General features: G+C 31.1%; 21 protein-coding genes and 1 pseudogene. 20 read left to right on the top strand and 2 right to left on the bottom strand.

Annotation, left to right across the window (positions count from 1 at the left end):
* Positions 1-145 precede the first annotated feature (145 nt).
* Both MT340_RS07160 and MT340_RS07165 read left to right on the top strand, forming a co-directional pair.
* Positions 146-3,592 (top strand): dynamin family protein, encoded by a 3,447-nt coding sequence (locus tag MT340_RS07160; protein ID WP_243603711.1) that lies wholly within the window; start codon positions 146-148, stop codon positions 3,590-3,592.
* A gap of 16 nt (positions 3,593-3,608) precedes the next feature.
* Positions 3,609-4,487: a 5'-3' exonuclease gene (locus tag MT340_RS07165; protein ID WP_243603712.1), complete on the top strand. Its 879-nt coding sequence runs from the start codon at positions 3,609-3,611 to the stop codon at positions 4,485-4,487.
* A gap of 87 nt (positions 4,488-4,574) precedes the next feature.
* Here the strand turns inward: MT340_RS07165 and MT340_RS07170 are convergent, their stop codons facing one another.
* Together MT340_RS07170 and MT340_RS07175 are read right to left on the bottom strand one after the other, a co-directional pair.
* The gene (locus MT340_RS07170; RefSeq protein WP_243589357.1) at positions 4,575-4,973 is read right to left on the bottom strand and encodes a ribonuclease HI family protein; all 399 of its coding nucleotides are present in this window, start codon (positions 4,971-4,973) and stop codon (positions 4,575-4,577) included.
* A gap of 131 nt (positions 4,974-5,104) precedes the next feature.
* Entirely contained in the window at positions 5,105-5,809 is a 705-nt protein-coding gene (locus MT340_RS07175; RefSeq protein WP_243589358.1) for a queuosine precursor transporter, read from the bottom strand.
* Between the two features lie 207 nt (positions 5,810-6,016).
* Here MT340_RS07175 and MT340_RS07180 point away from each other — a divergent pair, with 207 nt between their 5' ends.
* The 18 genes and pseudogenes from MT340_RS07180 to MT340_RS07260 all read left to right on the top strand — a co-directional run bounded on the left by MT340_RS07180 (position 6,017) and on the right by MT340_RS07260 (position 19,142).
* Complete coding sequence (locus MT340_RS07180) at positions 6,017-6,211, top strand: zinc-finger domain-containing protein (RefSeq protein ID WP_243589359.1); 195 nt, start codon at positions 6,017-6,019, stop codon at positions 6,209-6,211.
* Positions 6,212-6,384: 173 nt separating this feature from the next.
* A complete protein-coding gene (locus MT340_RS07185; protein ID WP_243589360.1) occupies positions 6,385-6,636 on the top strand; it encodes a NifU N-terminal domain-containing protein in 252 nt (83 codons plus the stop codon).
* A 29-nt stretch (positions 6,637-6,665) separates the two neighbouring features.
* Positions 6,666-7,778: a conserved virulence factor C family protein gene (locus tag MT340_RS07190; RefSeq protein WP_243589361.1), complete on the top strand. Its 1,113-nt coding sequence runs from the start codon at positions 6,666-6,668 to the stop codon at positions 7,776-7,778.
* Positions 7,779-7,815: 37 nt separating this feature from the next.
* A complete protein-coding gene (gene brxA, locus MT340_RS07195) occupies positions 7,816-8,250 on the top strand; it encodes a bacilliredoxin BrxA (protein WP_243589362.1) in 435 nt (144 codons plus the stop codon).
* Between the two features lie 229 nt (positions 8,251-8,479).
* On the top strand, positions 8,480-9,436 hold the full coding sequence (locus tag MT340_RS07200) for a thymidylate synthase (protein ID WP_243589363.1): 957 nt from the start codon (positions 8,480-8,482) through the stop codon (positions 9,434-9,436).
* A gap of 127 nt (positions 9,437-9,563) precedes the next feature.
* A complete protein-coding gene (locus MT340_RS07205; protein ID WP_243589364.1) occupies positions 9,564-10,049 on the top strand; it encodes a dihydrofolate reductase in 486 nt (161 codons plus the stop codon).
* A gap of 21 nt (positions 10,050-10,070) precedes the next feature.
* Positions 10,071-10,910, top strand: coding sequence for a fatty acid kinase binding subunit FakB2 (gene fakB2, locus MT340_RS07210; protein WP_243589365.1), 840 nt, complete (start codon positions 10,071-10,073; stop codon positions 10,908-10,910).
* Between the two features lie 85 nt (positions 10,911-10,995).
* On the top strand, positions 10,996-11,523 hold the full coding sequence (msrA, locus tag MT340_RS07215; protein WP_243589366.1) for a peptide-methionine (S)-S-oxide reductase MsrA: 528 nt from the start codon (positions 10,996-10,998) through the stop codon (positions 11,521-11,523).
* Complete coding sequence (msrB, locus tag MT340_RS07220; protein WP_243589367.1) at positions 11,516-11,944, top strand: peptide-methionine (R)-S-oxide reductase MsrB; 429 nt, start codon at positions 11,516-11,518, stop codon at positions 11,942-11,944. The genes msrA and msrB overlap by 8 nt, the downstream gene beginning before the upstream one ends.
* A 12-nt stretch (positions 11,945-11,956) precedes the next feature.
* Complete coding sequence (locus MT340_RS07225; protein ID WP_243603713.1) at positions 11,957-12,457, top strand: PTS sugar transporter subunit IIA; 501 nt, start codon at positions 11,957-11,959, stop codon at positions 12,455-12,457.
* Entirely contained in the window at positions 12,457-12,678 is a 222-nt protein-coding gene (locus tag MT340_RS07230; RefSeq protein WP_243603714.1) for a YozE family protein, read from the top strand. The genes MT340_RS07225 and MT340_RS07230 overlap by 1 nt, the downstream gene beginning before the upstream one ends.
* 222 nt (positions 12,679-12,900) lie before the next feature.
* Positions 12,901-14,373 carry a S41 family peptidase gene (locus tag MT340_RS07235; protein WP_243603715.1) on the top strand — a complete coding sequence of 491 codons (1,473 nt, stop codon included), beginning with the start codon at positions 12,901-12,903 and terminating at the stop codon, positions 14,371-14,373.
* A 16-nt stretch (positions 14,374-14,389) separates the two neighbouring features.
* A complete protein-coding gene (locus MT340_RS07240; RefSeq protein ID WP_243589371.1) occupies positions 14,390-14,896 on the top strand; it encodes a GNAT family N-acetyltransferase in 507 nt (168 codons plus the stop codon).
* An 18-nt stretch (positions 14,897-14,914) separates the two neighbouring features.
* Positions 14,915-15,982: an undecaprenyldiphospho-muramoylpentapeptide beta-N-acetylglucosaminyltransferase gene (locus MT340_RS07245; protein WP_243589372.1), complete on the top strand. Its 1,068-nt coding sequence runs from the start codon at positions 14,915-14,917 to the stop codon at positions 15,980-15,982.
* A gap of 18 nt (positions 15,983-16,000) precedes the next feature.
* Positions 16,001-16,624, top strand: coding sequence for a phosphatase PAP2 family protein (locus tag MT340_RS07250; RefSeq protein WP_243589373.1), 624 nt, complete (start codon positions 16,001-16,003; stop codon positions 16,622-16,624).
* A gap of 205 nt (positions 16,625-16,829) precedes the next feature.
* A pseudogene (locus MT340_RS12860) lies at positions 16,830-16,951 on the top strand (hypothetical protein); the annotation flags it as partial.
* Between the two features lie 173 nt (positions 16,952-17,124).
* Positions 17,125-17,784 carry a response regulator transcription factor gene (locus tag MT340_RS07255; protein ID WP_243589374.1) on the top strand — a complete coding sequence of 220 codons (660 nt, stop codon included), beginning with the start codon at positions 17,125-17,127 and terminating at the stop codon, positions 17,782-17,784.
* Positions 17,781-19,142 carry a HAMP domain-containing sensor histidine kinase gene (locus MT340_RS07260; RefSeq protein WP_243603716.1) on the top strand — a complete coding sequence of 454 codons (1,362 nt, stop codon included), beginning with the start codon at positions 17,781-17,783 and terminating at the stop codon, positions 19,140-19,142. Before MT340_RS07255 ends, MT340_RS07260 begins: the two co-directional genes overlap by 4 nt.
* Positions 19,143-19,425 lie beyond the last annotated feature (283 nt).

Here is a 19,425-nt window from a genome sequence, read left to right on the forward strand (position 1 = left end):
ATTATCGGCAGAGTCCATCACGATTCGACAAAATTTGAGAAACAATTTTGCTCATCGTTCGGTTCTGCTCAAATCCTAAACGCTTTTGTCCAGACCTCTTACTTTTTTATTACGTATAGAACGTTTGAAATAAAGGGGATTAGGCATGGCGAATACTGAACAATTAGATATTTTATATAAATTAAAAAAAGAAGTTGAGAAATCCAACAATACGGCATTAGTACATACAATCAATCAAGTCATCAAAAAAGTCTATTTAAATCAATATACCGCTTCTTTCGTGGGACATTTTTCTGCAGGTAAATCTACATTAATTAACTTATTACTTGAACAGAATATTTTACCAAGTTCTCCTGTACCAACAACAAGTAATACAGCTATTGTTTCTGTTGCAGATCAAGAAGAGATTATTGCTAATCTTGAACATCAACAGTATACAAAGTTAAAAACTTATGATGAAGTGAAACAAATGAATCGCTTAAATGTTGATGTCGAATCTGTAGAAATTAAATTTCCTTCTACAAAGTTTCATAATGGGTTTACTTTACAAGATACGCCTGGTGTCGACTCAAATGTAGCGACACACCAAACGACGACTGAGCAGTTCATGTATACAAGTAATATTTTGTTTTATACAGTGGATTATAATCACGTGCAATCTGCGCTTAATTTTCAATTTATGAAACGCATGAATGATGTAGGCATTCCTGTGATTTTCATTATTAACCAAATTGATAAACATAATGAAGACGAAATTTCTTTTGCTACTTTTAAAGAAAGAGTGAATAAATCAATTGCGGATTGGGAGATCAAATTAACTAAAATCTTCTACGTGTCTAAATTCGATCATCCTGAAAATGAAATCAATCAACTCTCTGACTATTTAGTAGACAAAGATAATCGTCGTGAACCTATTGAAGACTATGTAAAACGTACGGTTAAATTTATTACAGACGCTCAACTCGGTTATATTCAAAATGAAATACAAGATATTCTTGAAGAATTGAATATTAACGAAGATGAGTTTGAACAAGCATATTCAAAATTCCAACAGAATCAAGCTGTGAGTGAGGAAGCACGTTTATTAAATAATCCTGACCAATTGTTAAGCTTTTTAAAACAAAAACGTAAAGACATTCTTGAGAATGCTTACATTATGACTCATGATATGCGTGAAGATATTCGACATTATCTTGAAAGTATGGCTTCTGACTTTAAAGTAGGCGGTCTTTTAAATAAAAAGAAAAAGAAATTAGAAGAACAAGAACAACGCTTGGTAATAGTGGTTGAAAAATTGCAAGACAAAGTGAATCAACAAATTCGTCAACCTTTAAGAGAAGATATGTCATTTTTAACGCGATTTATCAATAATAGTGACGTTAACAAAGAAATTTTAAATCAACATTATAAAATTAATAATGAATTAATCTCAAATTTATATCAACCTCAAACAAGTATTAGTAATACGTACGTATTAACGTTTAGCGATGAAGTTAAAAAAGCCATTAATAATTTTGTTGAGAAAGAATCTAATCCATTATTTGAAAAAACAATTAACAATACACAGGCGACAGGCTTAACAAATACAGAAGATGAAGATATGCAAGTTTATGAACGATTTCTAGAGTTAAAGAATTTGAAGGAATCTTTAACAACTGAGAATTATCGCCATTATTATATTCATATGGAAGATTCTTTAGATAAGTTAATAGGTCGAACTGAAGCAAACTATCAATTTAAAGATGAGACTCAAGGCGAAGTGAGTGAAGATCAGTTAGATGAAAATGAAGCAACTCAATCATCAACAACGAATGAGGTTGATATTAAACAAGCTTTAGAATTAGTTGAGCCAGTGCCGTTATTTGATAGAACGAAAAAAGATATTCAAGATACGCTACATCGCTTAGATAATAAAATCGTTAAAATTGGTGTGTTTGGTACGTTTAGTGCAGGTAAAAGTAGTTTAATCAATGCCTTACTTGGTGGGCAATATTTAGTGAGTTCACCAAATCCAACAACTGCAGCTACGACAGAATTATCTTATGGTGAAGATAGTAAAATTACATTGAAAACACAACAACAATTACTAGAAGAGTTGAATCAACTTATTGAATATCACAATATTTCATTTAATTCATTAGAGGAATTTATTAACAGCGATATTACCACATTGAAGCAGCAATTAGAAAAAAATCAATTAGCTTTTGTTAATGCGGTTGAAAAGCATTATGCACTTTATCAAGACATGGTAAATGAAGCCATTACGCATGAAATTTCACAAGAAGATATTAAAAAGTGGAGTGCCGAAGACGAATACGCTACCTTTGTTAAAACTGTTCACATCAACTTACCACTTGAATGGTTAAAAGGTAAAATTATCGTGGATTCACTAGGGTTACATTCAAACAACCAACGTCATACAAATGAAACTGAACAAATTTTAACTTCTTCAGATTTAATATTGTATGTAAGTTACTTTAATCATTCATTTACAGATAATGACAAAGCTTTTATTGAACATATGAAAGATATGAATCAATTGAATGAAAATCAAGCCTTTAAAATGGTTATCAACGCAATTGATTTAGCAGAGAATGAAGAAGATGTTAAAGCTGTAAAAGATTACGTTGCTGATGCTTTAAACCAAGTTAACTTAAACTCTGAAATATTCGGGGTTTCAAGTAGACGTGCACTTAAAGCCCAAGATAAAGGTATTTCACAATTACGCGAGAGTATTCAACACTTTGTAGAAGTAGAATCTAATACCATTTTAGAGCAACAAATGATTAAACAACTTGAACAAATGAGTCAATCGTTTGATCAAATGATTGAAGAATTCCAAACTAATCAATCATTAATCACTGAACGTCAAGATAAACTTAAAGCTTATCAACATGAACAACGTCTACCAAGCCAATTGTTAATGACAAGTGAGCAACACACTAATAATGAAGTTGAAGACCAAATTTATCACTTAAATGGACGCTTAAAGTTACAATTATTGGATGATGTTAAAAGTGTATTCAATAGTCAAATGACGCAGAATAATGATTTTAATGAAGAAAAGAAAATTTCAGCTAAGACATTCTTAGATCAAATCCATCAACGTTTATATCTTGAACAAAGTCTCTTAGTAGAACGTATTAAAAAATACTATAATCGACAACTCAATGAACAAGTTGCACCCGTCGTTCAAAAGTTAAATCAATTGCATGTACTTATTTATCCTGAATTTAACATTAAACCTTATTTTACAGATAAGGCATTTTTAAGAATTGATATTAATGATATGGTGGCAGCTTTACCTAAACAACTGACTAAACGTAAAATATTAAATCCTAATTCTCAAAGAGAAATACAGGAAACAATTAGTGCTAATACACTAGATTTGCTTCAAGCACAATTAAGTGAATTAAGACAAGCACTCATTTCTTATGTTTCAACATTAACTAAAGAGGCTGATGATGCGTTTAATCATTTAGAAAATGATATACAACAACAAATAGATGATTTATTATCATTTACTATGGATGAAACACTAATAGAACAATTAAAATCAGTAAACTCAAAATTAAAAGTACTTTTAAAATAGAAAGAAGGCACTATTTATGACATCACGTGTCCTACTAGTAGATGGAATGGCGTTATTATTTAGACATTTTTATGCTACAAGTTTACACAATCAATTTATGTATAATTCGAAAGGTGTACCTACAAATGGTATACAAGGATTTGTAAGGCATATTTTTAGCGCTATTCATGACATTAATCCTACACATGTAGCTGTGTGTTGGGATATGGGGCAATCGACTTTCAGAAATGAAATGTATGATTCGTATAAACAAAATCGTCCCGCACCTCCAGAAGAACTCATTCCTCAATTTGATTATGTTAAAGAAATTTCAGAACAATTTGGTTTCATTAACGTCGGAATGGTCAATTATGAGGCTGATGATGTTATAGGAACATTAGCTAAAGCTTATTCCCAGGATAATGAGGTACACATTCTTACTGGAGATAAAGATATTCTTCAATGTATTAATCAAAACGTAGAAGTATGGCTTATTAAAAAGGGCTTCAATATATATAATCGTTATACGTTAGACCGTTTTAATGAAGAGTATCAACTAGATCCGCTTCAATTAATAGATATTAAAGCATTTATGGGAGATAGTGCAGATGGTTATCCTGGTGTGAAAGGGATAGGCGAGAAAACAGCAATTAAATTAATTCAAGCCTACGATAGTGTTGAAAATGTCCTTCAACATATTGATAAATTAACACCAGGACAGCAAAAGAAAATTAAAAATGACGAATCAAATTTACTATTATCCAAACAATTAGCTGAAATCCATACAGAGGTTCCACTCGATATAACTTCTTTATATAACGAAATGGAATATGCTCATTCACTCCATCATATATTATCTATTTGTAATGAGCATGAGCTATACGTGTCCGGTAAGTATATTTCTTCTAAATTATAATTAAAAATCCTTGAGATAAAAGGAAGAGACAATCATCTCTAATTTAAGAGTGATGCTTCCTCATCTCAAGGATTTTATTTTGATTAATTATATCTTCTTACTTAATTTATAAAGATATTGTTGTGCTAATTGATTTGCTTCTTTATTTTGATCGCGAGGAACCCATTTTACAAATAATAATTCGAAACTTTGTTCTAAAATTTCTATATTCTCAAAATAAGGTTTAAAACGGATATTTTTGACATAACCTTGATTAACGCTATCTTCAATTAATTTAGAATCTGTGTACAATAGCGCATTCGTTACATTTAATTCTCTTGCGTGTTCTAGGGCGTGTATCATAGCTGCCCATTCTGCACTATGATTATCTAATTCACCTAGATCATGGGTGAATGTGTATTTTTCATTCTCTTCTTTAATTACAATGCCACACGTACTTTGACCTGGATTACCATTTGATGCAGCATCAAAATATATTTTCGCCATTTTATAACACCTTTTCAAAAAATAAGTTTACGATTTCAATACTATAGTATCAAATTCTAAAAAAAGAGAATAGCATGAGAAGTGCGTCAACGTTATATACCGCTCGACTCACTCCCACGCTATTCTATTAATTAATAACCTTCATCTAGTTTATGAATTCTTCCTTTGCGATACATCGATTTAGCAATATAACCAAATGGAACATTAAATATAGTTGACATTAATTTAAGTAAATAAGTTGTTATAAATATCTCGAATACTACTGCGAAAGGTAGTGTTCCTGCGAATGCGATAGTTACAAATAAAGCTGTATCAATAATTGAACTTAACATTGTACTACCATATGCTCGAATGATAAATGTTTTATCAGAACTAAAGATTTTTTTAATCATTGAAAAGATAAAGACACCGACATGTTGACCAATAATATAAGCTACGATTGATCCAAGCGCAATACGTGGCACTAAATCAAAGATAGTTGATAATGCTTTTTGAGATACATCTTCAGGTGCTGGAATAAAATGTAATGACATTTGCATCACAATAATCATAACTAATGTTGATGAAAAGCCTAACCATACAGCACGTTTAGCCACTTTACGTCCATAGATATCATTTAAGATATCCGTAGCTAAGTAAATGGAAGCAAACATGACATTCCCTAAAGTTGCAGATATTCCAAAAATATCTACCGTTTTAATTACTTGGATGTTGGCAATGATAGTCCCAATAGCGACCCAAGCAATTAAGCCTTGCTTACCAAAACAACGAAACATTACGACCATTAAAATAAAAGTAACAAAAAAGGTTGCTACTCCAAAAATTTCATTAAACATGATTATCCTCCTAAATTTTGATAATGCGGGTGTTTAGAAACCGCAAAAACAACTAATATATTTTATAGTAAAAATATAATAGTTGCAATAGGAGGTAGAAATTTTAATAATTTTATAAATTTCTAAGCAAATCGATTATTTCAAAATTACTTTAATTTAAGTTATAATAACTCCATGATTATGATGAGATAATTCTTAAAATAAGGAGTGACTCGCATTCTTACGCATTCCGAACAAAGTGCAATTCAAAAAATTGATGACTTAATGAATACTTATTGTGATAAATGTTTACTTAAAACGCATATCAGAAAAACAGAAGGCAAAACACAAGCCCATCATTTTTGTATTTCAGAGTGCTCAATTGGGAAACAGATTAAGCAATTAGGAAATGAACTTCAATAGAAGTGTCTTGAGAAACTAATTCAAAGCATTTAGACTGAAAGAAAGCCTTTATCAATCAAGGAATTGAAATGCGTAACGACGGGAGTTTACTAAATGTAAATGACCGAGGCACGCATATGATGACAAAGAGTGAAAAGGTTTGGCTACAGTCTATAATAGGGGGCAATCGTATCATGCAAATCATATCAATCGAAGAAACACCAAATTATAATACAATGAAAATTAATTTAGATGAAAAAAGAGCAGATAATAAATCTAATACATTCACATCAGCTAAAGAGGGACAACCTGATTTTATCAATCGATTATTTGAAATTGATGGGGTAAAATCTATTTTTTATGTAATGGATTTTATTTCAGTGGATAAAGAAGAAAATGCTAATTGGAATGATTTATTACCTCAAATTCAATCCGCTTTCAACTAATTCATAATTAAGAGGGGGGGATTTTTCAAATGGAAATTTTAAGAGTGGAACCAACGCCGAGCCCTAACACCATGAAAATAATATTAACTGAAAAAAGAGCAGATAATCAATCTAATACTTATACAGAAATTAAAGAAGCAAATCCAAAATTTATAAATGATTTAATAGCGTTAGAAGGCGTTAAATCTATCTTTTATGTTATGGACTTTTTAGCTATAGATAAAGAACCACGCGCTAATTGGGAAAATGTATTGCCTCTCATTACTTCCACATTAAGTAATGAAGATGCAACTGAAGTGCAATCTCAAATTGACGACCATTTCGGTGAAGTAAAAGCAGAGGTATTAACATTCAAAGATATCCCTTATCAAATCAAATTAACTACTTCTGATGAAGAAAAACGTCAACAACTTCCTGATATATTCGTAGATAGTATGTTAAGTGCACAAAAAGATGGAGAAAACGTCGTCTTTTTACGTAAATGGCGTGATTTAGGTATTCGTTACGGCGAACTTGATGATGTTATGCAAGAAGTCGTTGAGGAAATTCTCGCAATGTATCCTGAACGAAGATTGGAAGATTTAGCGCAAGCAGCTTTATCTACAGATACAGTTATTCCTCAATCACAATATAAACATATTACAATAGAAGAATATCAACAAATGGAAGATTGGAAAGTTCGCCTACGTATGTTAAAGGAATTTCCAACCCCTACCATTGAAGATTTACCGCTTCTACAACTCGCTTTACAAGAAGAAAAAGTGGCATTAAGAAGAGAAGCTATCGTTTTACTTGGCATGATAGATGATAAAGCTGTACTTTCATATCTTTATGAAGGTCTTAGAGATAAGAGCCCAGCTGTTAGACGCACAGCAGGAGATTGTCTGAGTGACTTAGGTTATAAAGAAGCTTTACCAGAAATGGAAAAAGCCTTAAACGACCCTCAAAAAATTGTACGTTGGCGTGCAGCTATGTTTTTATTTGATGAGGGCGGTGAAGAGCAACTTCCAAGTTTAAAGGCGCATTCGAATGATTCAGCATACGAAGTTAAATTACAAATTGAAATGGCTATCTCTCGTATTGAAAAGGGAGACGAAGCACTTGGCTCAGTGTGGAAACAAATTGCCAATCGTGATAAATAATAATTTAAATACTTACATGATGAGGAGTGTATTAACTATGAATCCATATGAACAATACATGAAAGAACTAGCACAACAAATGCGTGCTGAACTTACTGAAAATGGTTTTGAAAGTTTAGAAACAAGCGAAGCAGTTTCAAACTATATGAATAATGTCGGCGATAACGATACAACATTCGTTGTTATCAACTCTACTTGTGGTTGTGCTGCCGGCTTAGCTAGACCAGCTGCTGTTGCTGTGGCAGAACAAAACGATAAGAAACCTACAAATAAAATCACTGTATTCGCTGGACAAGACAAAGAAGCAACACAAACAATGCGTGAATATATCCAACAAGTACCATCAAGTCCTTCATATGCTCTATTTAGAGGTACTGAATTAAAACATTTTATCCCACGTGAACATATTGAAGGTCGCGATATTCAAGATATCTGCATGGATATTAAAGATGCTTTTGATGAAAATTGCTAAATAAAATCAATCCTTATATTTAAATTTCTAAAACCTATAATAACTAATTGATTTTTCAAAGAGTTTATTATAGGTTTTTATTTTTTATATTCACGCTTCCATTTTCAAAATTTAGACTATAAGAATGTTCAAAATTCTAAAAAACTTAGAAACTCTATTAGAGTTAATTTAATAACCTCTCAATTTCTAGTATAATAGTAGTTAATATAAAAATTTAGGAGATGACACTATGTTAAACCCTTTTGATTCAGCGTATCACAGCTTATGCGAAGAAATCTTAAAAATAGGTAATGAACGTGATGATCGAACACATACTGGTACTATTTCAAAATTTGGTCATCAACTACGATTTGATTTATCAAAAGGATTTCCACTTTTAACTACAAAAAAAGTATCTTTTAAATTAGTGGCTACTGAATTATTGTGGTTTATTAAAGGCGATACCAATATTCAATATTTATTAAAATACAATAATAATATTTGGAATGAATGGGCTTTTGAAAAATATATTCAATCTGAAGATTATCATGGACCAGATATGACAAATTTTGGTCATAGAGCCTTAGAAGATGCTGAATTTAACGAACAATATAAAGAAGAAATGGCTAAATTTAAGCAACGCATCTTAAACGATGATAGTTTTGCTCAAAAATATGGCGATTTAGGAAATGTTTATGGTAAACAATGGCGTGATTGGGTAGATAAAGAAGGGAACCACTTTGATCAATTGAAAACAGTGATTCAACAAATCAAAGACAATCCTAACTCACGACGTCACATTGTGTCTGCTTGGAATCCTGCTGAAATTGATTCAATGGCTTTGCCACCTTGCCATACAATGTTCCAATTTTATGTGCAAAATGGTAAATTAAGTTGCCAATTATATCAACGGAGCGCCGACATCTTCTTAGGGGTACCTTTTAATATTGCTAGCTATGCTCTATTAACACATCTTATAGCTAAAGAATGTGGACTTGAAGCAGGAGAATTTATTCATACGTTCGGAGATGCACATATTTATTCAAATCATATTGATGCTATTCAGACACAATTATCGAGAGAAAGCTATACGCCTCCTACATTACAAATAAATTCTGATGCTTCGATTTTCGATATCAATTATGAGGATTTAGAACTCGTTGATTATCAATCACATCCTGCAATCAAAGCGCCTATTGCTGTTTAAAGCTACGCCAATTTCTTATTTATTTTAAAATGAATTACAAGGAACTTTCTCATTTTAAAAAATATTTAACTACAATACTTAATAAAATTTCAAAAATTTATCCTTAAATATATAATGGAGGGAAATTATGACTTTATCAATTTTAGTAGCACACGATCAACAACGTGTTATTGGTTACAATAATGACTTACCATGGCACTTACCAAATGATTTAAAACATGTTAAAAAACTTTCAACCGGTAACACATTAGTTATGGGACGAAGAACATATGAATCAATTGGTAAACCATTACCAAATAGAAGAAATGTTGTTTTAACACATGACACATCATTTAACGTTGAAGGCGTAGATGTGATACATTCTATAGATGAAATATACGATTTAGAAGGTCATTTATTTATTTTTGGTGGCCAATCATTATTCGAAGAAATGATAGATAAAGTAGATGATATGTATATTACAGTTGTAGAAGGGAAACATAAAGGAGATACATTTTTCCCTGAGTATACGTTTGAAGACTGGGAAGTTGAATCTTCAGTAGAAGGGGAATTAGATGAAAAAAATACTATTCCACATACATTTCTACATTTAGTTCGTAAACATAATAAGTAAAGTGCTTTAATGGAGGTATTTATGACAAAACAAATTATAGTGACGGATTCTACGTCAGATTTATCGCAAGATTTTTTAAAACAACAAAACATCCATGTCATTCCTTTAAGTATAACGATTGATGGCAAATCATATGTGGATCAATTGGATATTACATCTGAAGAGTTTATTCAACGTATAGAGGAAGATGCCGATGTTAAAACAAGTCAACCCCCAATTGGAAAGTTTATCGAATTATATGAAACACTTGGTAAAGATAATGTAGAAATATTTAGTATTCATATGTCATCAGGACTAAGTGGCACATATCAAACTGCACTCCAAGCGAGTGAGATGGTAGATGCTAATGTAACAGTTATTGATTCAAAATCGATTTCATTCGGTCTCGGATATCAAATTCAAAAATTAGTTGAATTAATAAATACAAATTTGACTTCATCAGAAATAGTCGAAAGTCTTAAAGAAGTACAGAAAAACACAAAATTATTTGTCGTTATTGGTCAACTTAATCAACTAATTAAAGGTGGACGTATTAGTAAAACAAAAGGGTTTATTGGTAACATTATGAAAATTAAACCTATTGGTACGCTTGAAAATGGCTATTTAGAAATGGTGCATAATGCGCGTACACAAAACTCTAGTATTCAATATTTGAAAAAAGAAATTTCAGAATTTATTGACAAGCATAAAATTAAATCAATTGGCGTAGCACATGCAAATGTGATTGATTTTGTTGAAAAGTTAAAATCACAATTTGATGACGCCTTTGGCCCACAAGAATATGATGTAAATGTCACAACGCCAGTTATTTCAACTCATACTGGTCAAGGGGCAATAGGACTAGTCGTTGTTCGTCATTAATATATTTTAAGTGCTGTATAAGTAAATCACTTTAAAATCAATTCATATTGTCGTAAATTTAAATAATAACAAAGGAGGTAATCAAATGGCATATGCAACTTTTGCTGGAGGATGCTTCTGGTGCATGGTTAAACCATTCACTTCGTATCCAGGTATTGAAAGTGTAGTTTCAGGCTATAGTGGTGGCGACGTAGAAAACCCCACGTATGAACAAGTGTGTACAAATAAAACAGGACATAGAGAAGCTGTTCAAATCACTTACAATCCTGAAATTACGTCTTATGAGAATATTTTAGATGTTTATTTTAAATCATTTGATCCTACTGATAACAGTGGACAGTTCTTTGATAGAGGCGAAAGCTATGAACCTGCTATTTTTTATCATGATGAAACACAAAAGCAGGCTGCTGAATTGAAAATTCAACAGTTAAATGAACAAGGCATATTTAAAAAACCTGTCATTACGCCTGTGCTTCCTTATAAGAATTTTTATCCTGCAGAAGACTATCATCAAGATTATTATAAGAAAAATCCTATGCACTATGAACAATACCAACGTGGATCAGGTCGAAAAGCTTTTATTGAATCACATTGGGGGTCAAAAAATGATTAAAAAAAATAAAAGTGAATTAAATGAAATGGAGTACTTAGTTACGCAAGAAAATGGCACTGAACCTCCATTCCAAAATGAATATTGGAATCATTTTGATAAAGGGATTTATGTTGATAAAATTTCAGGTAAGCCTTTATTTACATCTGAAGAAAAATTTGAATCTAATTGTGGATGGCCAAGTTTCTCAAAAGCGCTTGATGACGATGAGATTATTGAACTCGTGGATAAAACATTCGGTATGGTCAGAACTGAAGTCAGATCAGAAGAAGCAAATAGTCATTTAGGCCATGTTTTTAATGATGGTCCAAGAGAAAGTGGCGGTTTACGTTATTGTATTAATTCGGCTGCTATTCAATTTATACCATATGAGAAGTTAGAAGAACTTGGATACGGCGATTTAATTCCACATTTTGAAAAATAGGAGTGAAAGAATATGTTTAAAAAATTATTTGGTAAAGGTAAAGAAGTTAATAAAGAAACTCAAATTTATGCACCACTTACAGGTGAATATGTAAAAATCGAAGATATTCCAGATCCTGTATTCGCACAAAAAATGATGGGTGAAGGTTTTGGTATTAATCCTTCTGAAGGCGAAGTAGTATCACCAATCGAAGGGAAAGTTGATAATGTCTTTCCAACGAAACATGCCATTGGTTTAAAAGCTGACAATGGTCTTGAACTTTTAGTTCACATCGGTTTAGATACTGTCCAACTTGATGGTCAAGGCTTTGAAATTTTAGTGAATAGTGGCGATACAGTCAAAATTGGCGATCCACTATTAAAATTTGATTTAGAATATATTAGACAAAATGCTAAAGATGTTATCTCACCAATTATCATTACGAATTCAGATCAAACTGAATCAATTCATATCGATGATGTTCAAGCTGTAGTTAAAGGTGAAACAAAAGTCATTGATGTGACTATGAGCTAATGAAAAATCATTCTTTTTATCAGTTTGCACTTACTGTCAGAGGAAGAAAAGATAGTAAAGGCGAATTAGCAGAAGAAATCTTTCATGATTTAGCTTTTCCTAAACATGAAAGTGACTTTAATACACTATCTGATTATATTGAGATGCAAAGTGATATTACAGTACCAATGTCAGTATTTGATGATTTATATGAAGAATATACAGAATGGTTGAAATTTTAAATACCGTGAATGGTTAATCTATACAATAAACTTATGAAGTTAACCATTTTTACTAGTGCGGGACGAGGAAATCTTTTTAAAAGATTAATTTCTCTCCCGCATTCTTACTTTTAAGGTTAAAAAATCTTCTGATTTGCGTTTAACTTTAAATAAAGACATACTAGTATTATCTTTTTAAAAATAAAAAGTAAATACATAAGAAGTAATAGAGGAAGTGTTTGAATGAATAATAAAATAGATAAGCAAGATGAACAATTGCCCTCTAATGATAATCAAAAAGTGTCATCACCTAAAAAAGTACACTTAAAGATTTGGCAATTTATTCTTATCTTACTGCTTGCTATCATTCTTACAGCAGCGTTAACTGTTGCTACAACTATTGGTATTAGTCACAAATTGAGTGGATTGACTAAAGACGAACGTAAAGAAATGAATAAAATTGAATATGCATATAAAACGTTAAGTAATGACTATTATAAAAAACAACAATCTAACAAATTATCAGAAGCTGCTATCGGTGGTATGGTCAAAGAATTGAAAGACCCATATTCTGAATATATGACTAAAGAAGAAACTAAAAGTTTTAATGAAGATGTCTCAGGTGATTTCGTAGGTATTGGAGCAGAAATGCAAAAAAAAGACAAAGAAATTATAATTACTAGTCCTATAAAAGATTCGCCTGCTGAAAAAGCTGGAATTCAGCCAAAAGATGTTGTCACTAAAATAAATGGACATTCTATAGAAGGTAAACCTTTAGATGAAGTAGTAAAAATTGTAAGAGGTAAAGAAGGCACCTCAGTCAAACTGACTATCAAACGAGGATCTCAAGAAAAAGATATTAATATTAAACGAGAAAAGATTCATGTCAAAAGTGTTGAATATAAGAAAAAAGACGGTATCGGTATTATGACCATTAATAAATTCCAAGAAAACACGGCTGGCGAATTAAAAGCAGCAGTAATTAAAGCACATAAAGAAGGCGTTCATAGTATTGTACTTGATTTACGTAATAACCCTGGTGGTCTATTAGATGAAGCTGTCAAAATGGCAAATATATTTATCGATAAAGGTCAAACAGTTGTTCAACTGGAAAAAGGGAATGATAAAGAAGCAATTACCACGTCAAATGATGCTTTAAAAGAAGCGAAAGACATGAAAATAAGCATTCTAGTGAATGAAGGTTCAGCAAGTGCTTCAGAAGTCTTTACAGGAGCTATGAAAGATCATCATAAAGCCAAAGTTTATGGTTCAAAAACGTTTGGAAAAGGTATAGTACAAACAACTCGTGAATTTAGTGATGGCTCACTATTAAAATATACTCAAATGAAATGGTTAACGCCAGATGGCCATTATATCCATGGTAAAGGTATCGAGCCAGATGTTAAAATAGCGTCTCCTAAATACCAATCTATTAGTGTTATCCCAACCGACAAAACATATTCGGTCGGAGATAATAATAAAAATATTAAATCAATTAAGATTGGGTTAAATGCATTAGGTTATAAAGTAAATAATGAATCAAATCAATTCGATTCAAATTTATCTTCAGAGCTCAAAGCATTTCAAGCTGATAATCATTTACCTACTAATGGTAAATTTGATGCTAAAACGAACGATAAATTCACACAGTTACTAGTTGAAAAATCTAATAAAGAAGATACTGTATTAGATAAATTGTTAGAAAAACTAAAATAAAGAGGTGTTTTTGAAAATGACAATTAGATTAGGTAAAAAAGAAGATATTTCTCAAATTGAAACATTAGTTGAAGAAGCAAAACAAACAATGCGAGAACAAGATAACAATCAATGGGATGATAAATATCCTATTACAGAACATTTTGAGGAAGATATTGATACAAAAACACTTTATGTATTAGAAGAAGAGAATACAATTTATGGTTTTATTGTGGTCGACCAACAACAGTCAGAATGGTATGATGATTTAGAATGGCCAGTTGATAGAGAAGGTGCTTATGTCATCCATAGATTAGCTGGTTCTAAAAAATATAAAGGTGCAGCTACTGAACTATTTGACTTCGCCGTTCAACTTGCTGAAGAGCACGGCGTTCATGTTTTATTAACAGATACATTTGCGCTTAATAAACCAGCACAAGGTTTATTTGATAAATTTGGCTTCGAAAAGGTCGGCGAAGCAGAAATAGACTATCATCCATTTGATAGAGGCGCACCATTCTATGCATACTATAAAAACATATAAGAATAGAGGTTAATAACTATGACTAAAATAGCATTTACTGGTGGTGGCACAGTCGGACATGTGTCCGTAAATCTAAGTCTCATTCCGACTGCTATTGAAAAAGGTCACACTGCTTTTTACATTGGATCTAAACACGGTATCGAACGTGAAATGATTGAATCTCAATTATCTGAAATTAAATATCACCCAATATCTAGTGGGAAATTACGCAGATATTTATCTTTTGAAAATGCTAAAGATGTATTCAAAGTATTAAAAGGCATTTTTGATGCGCGTAAAGTATTAAAAAAAGAAAAGCCGGATTTGTTATTTTCAAAAGGTGGGTTTGTTTCAGTGCCGGTAGTTATAGCCGCACGTTCATTAAAAATCCCTACTATTATCCATGAATCAGACTTAACACCTGGTTTAGCAAATAAAATTGCATTAAAATTTGCTAAAAAAATCTATACTACTTTTGAAGATACTGTTAATTATCTTCCTACAAATAAAGCTGATTTTGTAGGCGCGACAATCCGTGCAGATCTAAAAGAAGGTAATAAACAAACTGGTTATCAATTTACAGGTTTGGATAATTCTAAAAAAGTCCTACTTGTAATGGGAGGAAGTTTAGGTAGTAAGAAGTTAAATGAGACGATTCATGAAAATTTAGAAGCCTTACTTCAGGATTATCAAATTATCCACCTTACAGGACATGGTTTAATGGATCATTCTATTGATAAAAAGGGATATGTACAATATGAATTTCTGAAAGAAGAACTTACAGACATACTTGCTATTACAGACACTGTGGTAAGTCGTGCTGGATCAAATGCAATTTATGAATTTCTAACACTGCGTATTCCAATGCTATTAATTCCGTTAGGATTAGATCAATCTCGTGGAGATCAAATAGATAATGCTAAAAACTTTGAAACAAAAGGATATGGCAGAACTATTCCTGAAGATCAACTTACTCAAGTTAAACTATTGGAACAATTAAAAGATATTGAGAATCATAGAGATGTTATTATTAAACAAATGGAAACATACAAAGAAAGTTATACACGCGAAGATTTATTTAATAAAATCTTGAACGACGCTTTATAATTACAGGAGGCGTACTTGATGAATCGTGCAAAGCGCATTACATTACTCATAGTTTTCACTCTAATCTTTGGAATTATCGCTTTTTTCCATGAATCAAGATTAGGTAAATGGATTGATACTGAAGTATATGAATTTATATATTCATCAGAAAGTTTTATTACCACTTCAATTTTATTAGGTGCAACCAAAATTGGAGAAGTATGGGCGATGGTTTGTTTATCACTTATGTTTGTAGCTTATTTAATGCTTAAACGTTATAAAATTGAAACATTATTTTTCGCAATCGTAATGGCACTATCAGGCATTCTAAATCCTGTGTTAAAAAATATCTTTGACCGTGAACGTCCAACATTATTACGTCTGATTGATATTAGTGGTTTTAGCTTTCCCAGTGGACACGCCATGGGCTCAACATCATTTTTTGGAAGTGCAATGTTTATCGTTAATCGAAGTATGTCTGGTTCGAATAAAGGAATCATCATCGGCCTTTGCGCTTTATTTATTTTATTAATATCAATTTCTAGAGTATATTTAGGCGTTCATTACCCTACAGATGTTATAGCTGGTATTATTGGTGGAGCGTTTTGTATTGTTTTATCAACTTTAATATTGAAGAAACAACTTTATCCATCTACAAATTAATATCTTTTTTATAAGAGAAGCAGTGTATTCATTATTGAAGCCTGTTTCTCTTTTATTTTTAGGAAAATGAGATAAGTGATAAATAAAAATAAGAAAGCAGTGAATCTCGGCATTAGATTCACTGCTTTAATTAAAACGTTTAAAGCTATTTTTAAAACTTCAACGTTAGTCTTTTACGGGCATATAAAAGGGGAATAACTCGAAAATGATCAATCCTGTAAGAACGAAATATATGTGGGGGGAATTGTCTTAGTCGGTATTGATAATCATTTTCAACTATTATTATACATTAATGATAATCATTGTCAATTAGAAATATGGAAATTTTAAATTTATTTTTTAAAATTAGCAAGTTCGTCAAATATTTATCACATATTAATATATTTGAACTGACTAGAATACTTATTTTGTTTAATACTATGATAAAATGTTGTTTATATTATAGAAGATTAATTATTATAATTAGTATAATCAAATTTTCGACAAGAGAGGTGCAATCATTGACGGATATATTAATAGTAGAGGACGAGCAAAATTTAGCTCGATTTCTTGAATTAGAGTTAACACATGACAATTACAATGTTGATATTGAATATGAAGGACAAGCCGGCTTGGATAAAGCATTGAATCATAGTTACGATTTAATTATTTTAGATTTAATGCTTCCAAATATTAATGGATTAGAAATTTGTCGTCGTGTGCGACAAGAACAAACGACACCAATTATTATCATCACAGCTAAAAGTGATACATACGATAAGGTCACAGGATTGGATTATGGCGCTGATGATTATATTGTTAAACCTTTCGAAATCGAAGAGTTATTTGCAAGAATTCGTGCCGTATTACGTCGTCAACCTCAAAAAGATATTATTGACATTAATGGCATTAAAATTGATGTAGATGCTTTTAAAGTAACCGTTAATGGCGAACAACTTGATTTAACAAAAACAGAATATGACTTATTGTATGTATTAGCTACTAATCGCAATCATGTACTGCAAAGAGAACAGATTTTAAATCATGTTTGGGGCTACGATAGTGAAGTAGAAACGAATGTAGTAGACGTATATATACGATATTTAAGAAATAAATTAAAACCTTTTAATAAAGAAAAAACAATTGAAACCGTTCGTGGTGTAGGATATGTGATTAGATGATTAAAAAACGTACTTTACAATATAAATGGATGATTATTACTACGCTTATTATGTTTACAACTATCCTTTTATTTTGTTTAATTATCATCTTCTTTCTTAAAGATACTTTGCGTGAAGGAGAAATTGATGAAGCTGAGCATAGTTCTAGCGAAATCGTCAATTTAATTCAAACACGATCAATTGATCATATTTCAACTTTAGATTTAAGTGCATCTTTAGAAAATTTTGAAGAAGTAATGATATACAATGAAGAAGGTAATGAAATGATGCATACTTCTAATGATAGTAGCATGCATTTCAAACCGACATTTGATTTAACAAACATTGAACATGTGAAAGTTGCGCATTATAAAGGCAAGCACTTTCTCATTATAACTGAACCTATTCAAAGTCGGAATTTTGTAGGTTTTAGCGTATTAGTTCATTCATTAGAAGGATATAATAACATTGTTCGGTCTCTATATTTAGTAGCAATAGCATTTGGCTTATTTGCAACTTTTATAACAGGTGGAATAAGTTATATCTTTTCAAGACAAATAACTAAACCTTTAATAAGAATGTCTAATAAAATGAATCAGATACGCCGTGATGGTTTCCAAAAAAAATTAGAACTTAATACCAATTATGAAGAAACCGATAACTTAATTGAAACGTTTAATGATATGATGTTTCAAATTGAAGAATCATTTAATCAACAACGTCAATTTGTAGAGGATGCATCTCATGAATTAAGAACACCACTTCAAATTATACAAGGACATTTAAATTTAATTCAGCGTTGGGGTAAAAAAGACCCTGCTGTATTAGAGGAATCATTAAATATTTCAATAGAGGAAATGAATCGTATTACAAAACTAGTTGAAGAATTATTGCTTTTAACTAAGGATAAAGTAAATATTCAAGCTTTAGAAAGTGAAGATGTGAATATTAATGAAGAAATCCAATCAAGAGTCAAATCATTGCAAAAATTACATCCTGACTATCAGTTTAAGATTGATTTGGCAAATAAACCTTTGAAATTACACATCAATCGTCATCAATTTGAACAATTACTTTTAATCTTTATCGACAATGCTATGAAATATGATAAAGAAAACAAACATATTGTAATTAAAACGCAACTTCGCAATAAACAAACAAGTATTGAGATAACTGATCATGGCATGGGTATCCCTAAAGAAGATCAGGAGTTTATATTTGATCGTTTTTATCGTGTGGATAAATCTCGTGCAAGAAGTCAAGGAGGTAATGGTTTAGGTCTTTCCATAGCAGAGAAAATTGTTCAACAATATGGAGGCACCATTACAGTTGAAAGTGAAATTAATCAATATACTACTTTCAAAATTATTTTTAACTAGTAATAAAACATAATAACTATATTTTGATATGATAAAAATAACTATGACTAGGAATGAGATAAGGCCTGTATTAAGCTGTTTCTTTCCTAGTCTTTTTATTTATTTTTTAGTTCAATTTTAAGATCTTTAGTATAATAATAATCAAGAAATTTTCGAAAAAAAGCCTCACAATAATATAAATTTTTATTACAAAAAATTATTTCATATAAAAATAATTTAATTCCGTTTCCTTTTACATAATATTCAGTCAATAGGCTTTATCAAAGCGTTAAATAATGCTATG

Origin of the sequence: Staphylococcus sp. NRL 16/872 (assembly GCF_022815905.2) — a bacterium.
GTDB lineage: Bacteria > Bacillota > Bacilli > Staphylococcales > Staphylococcaceae > Staphylococcus.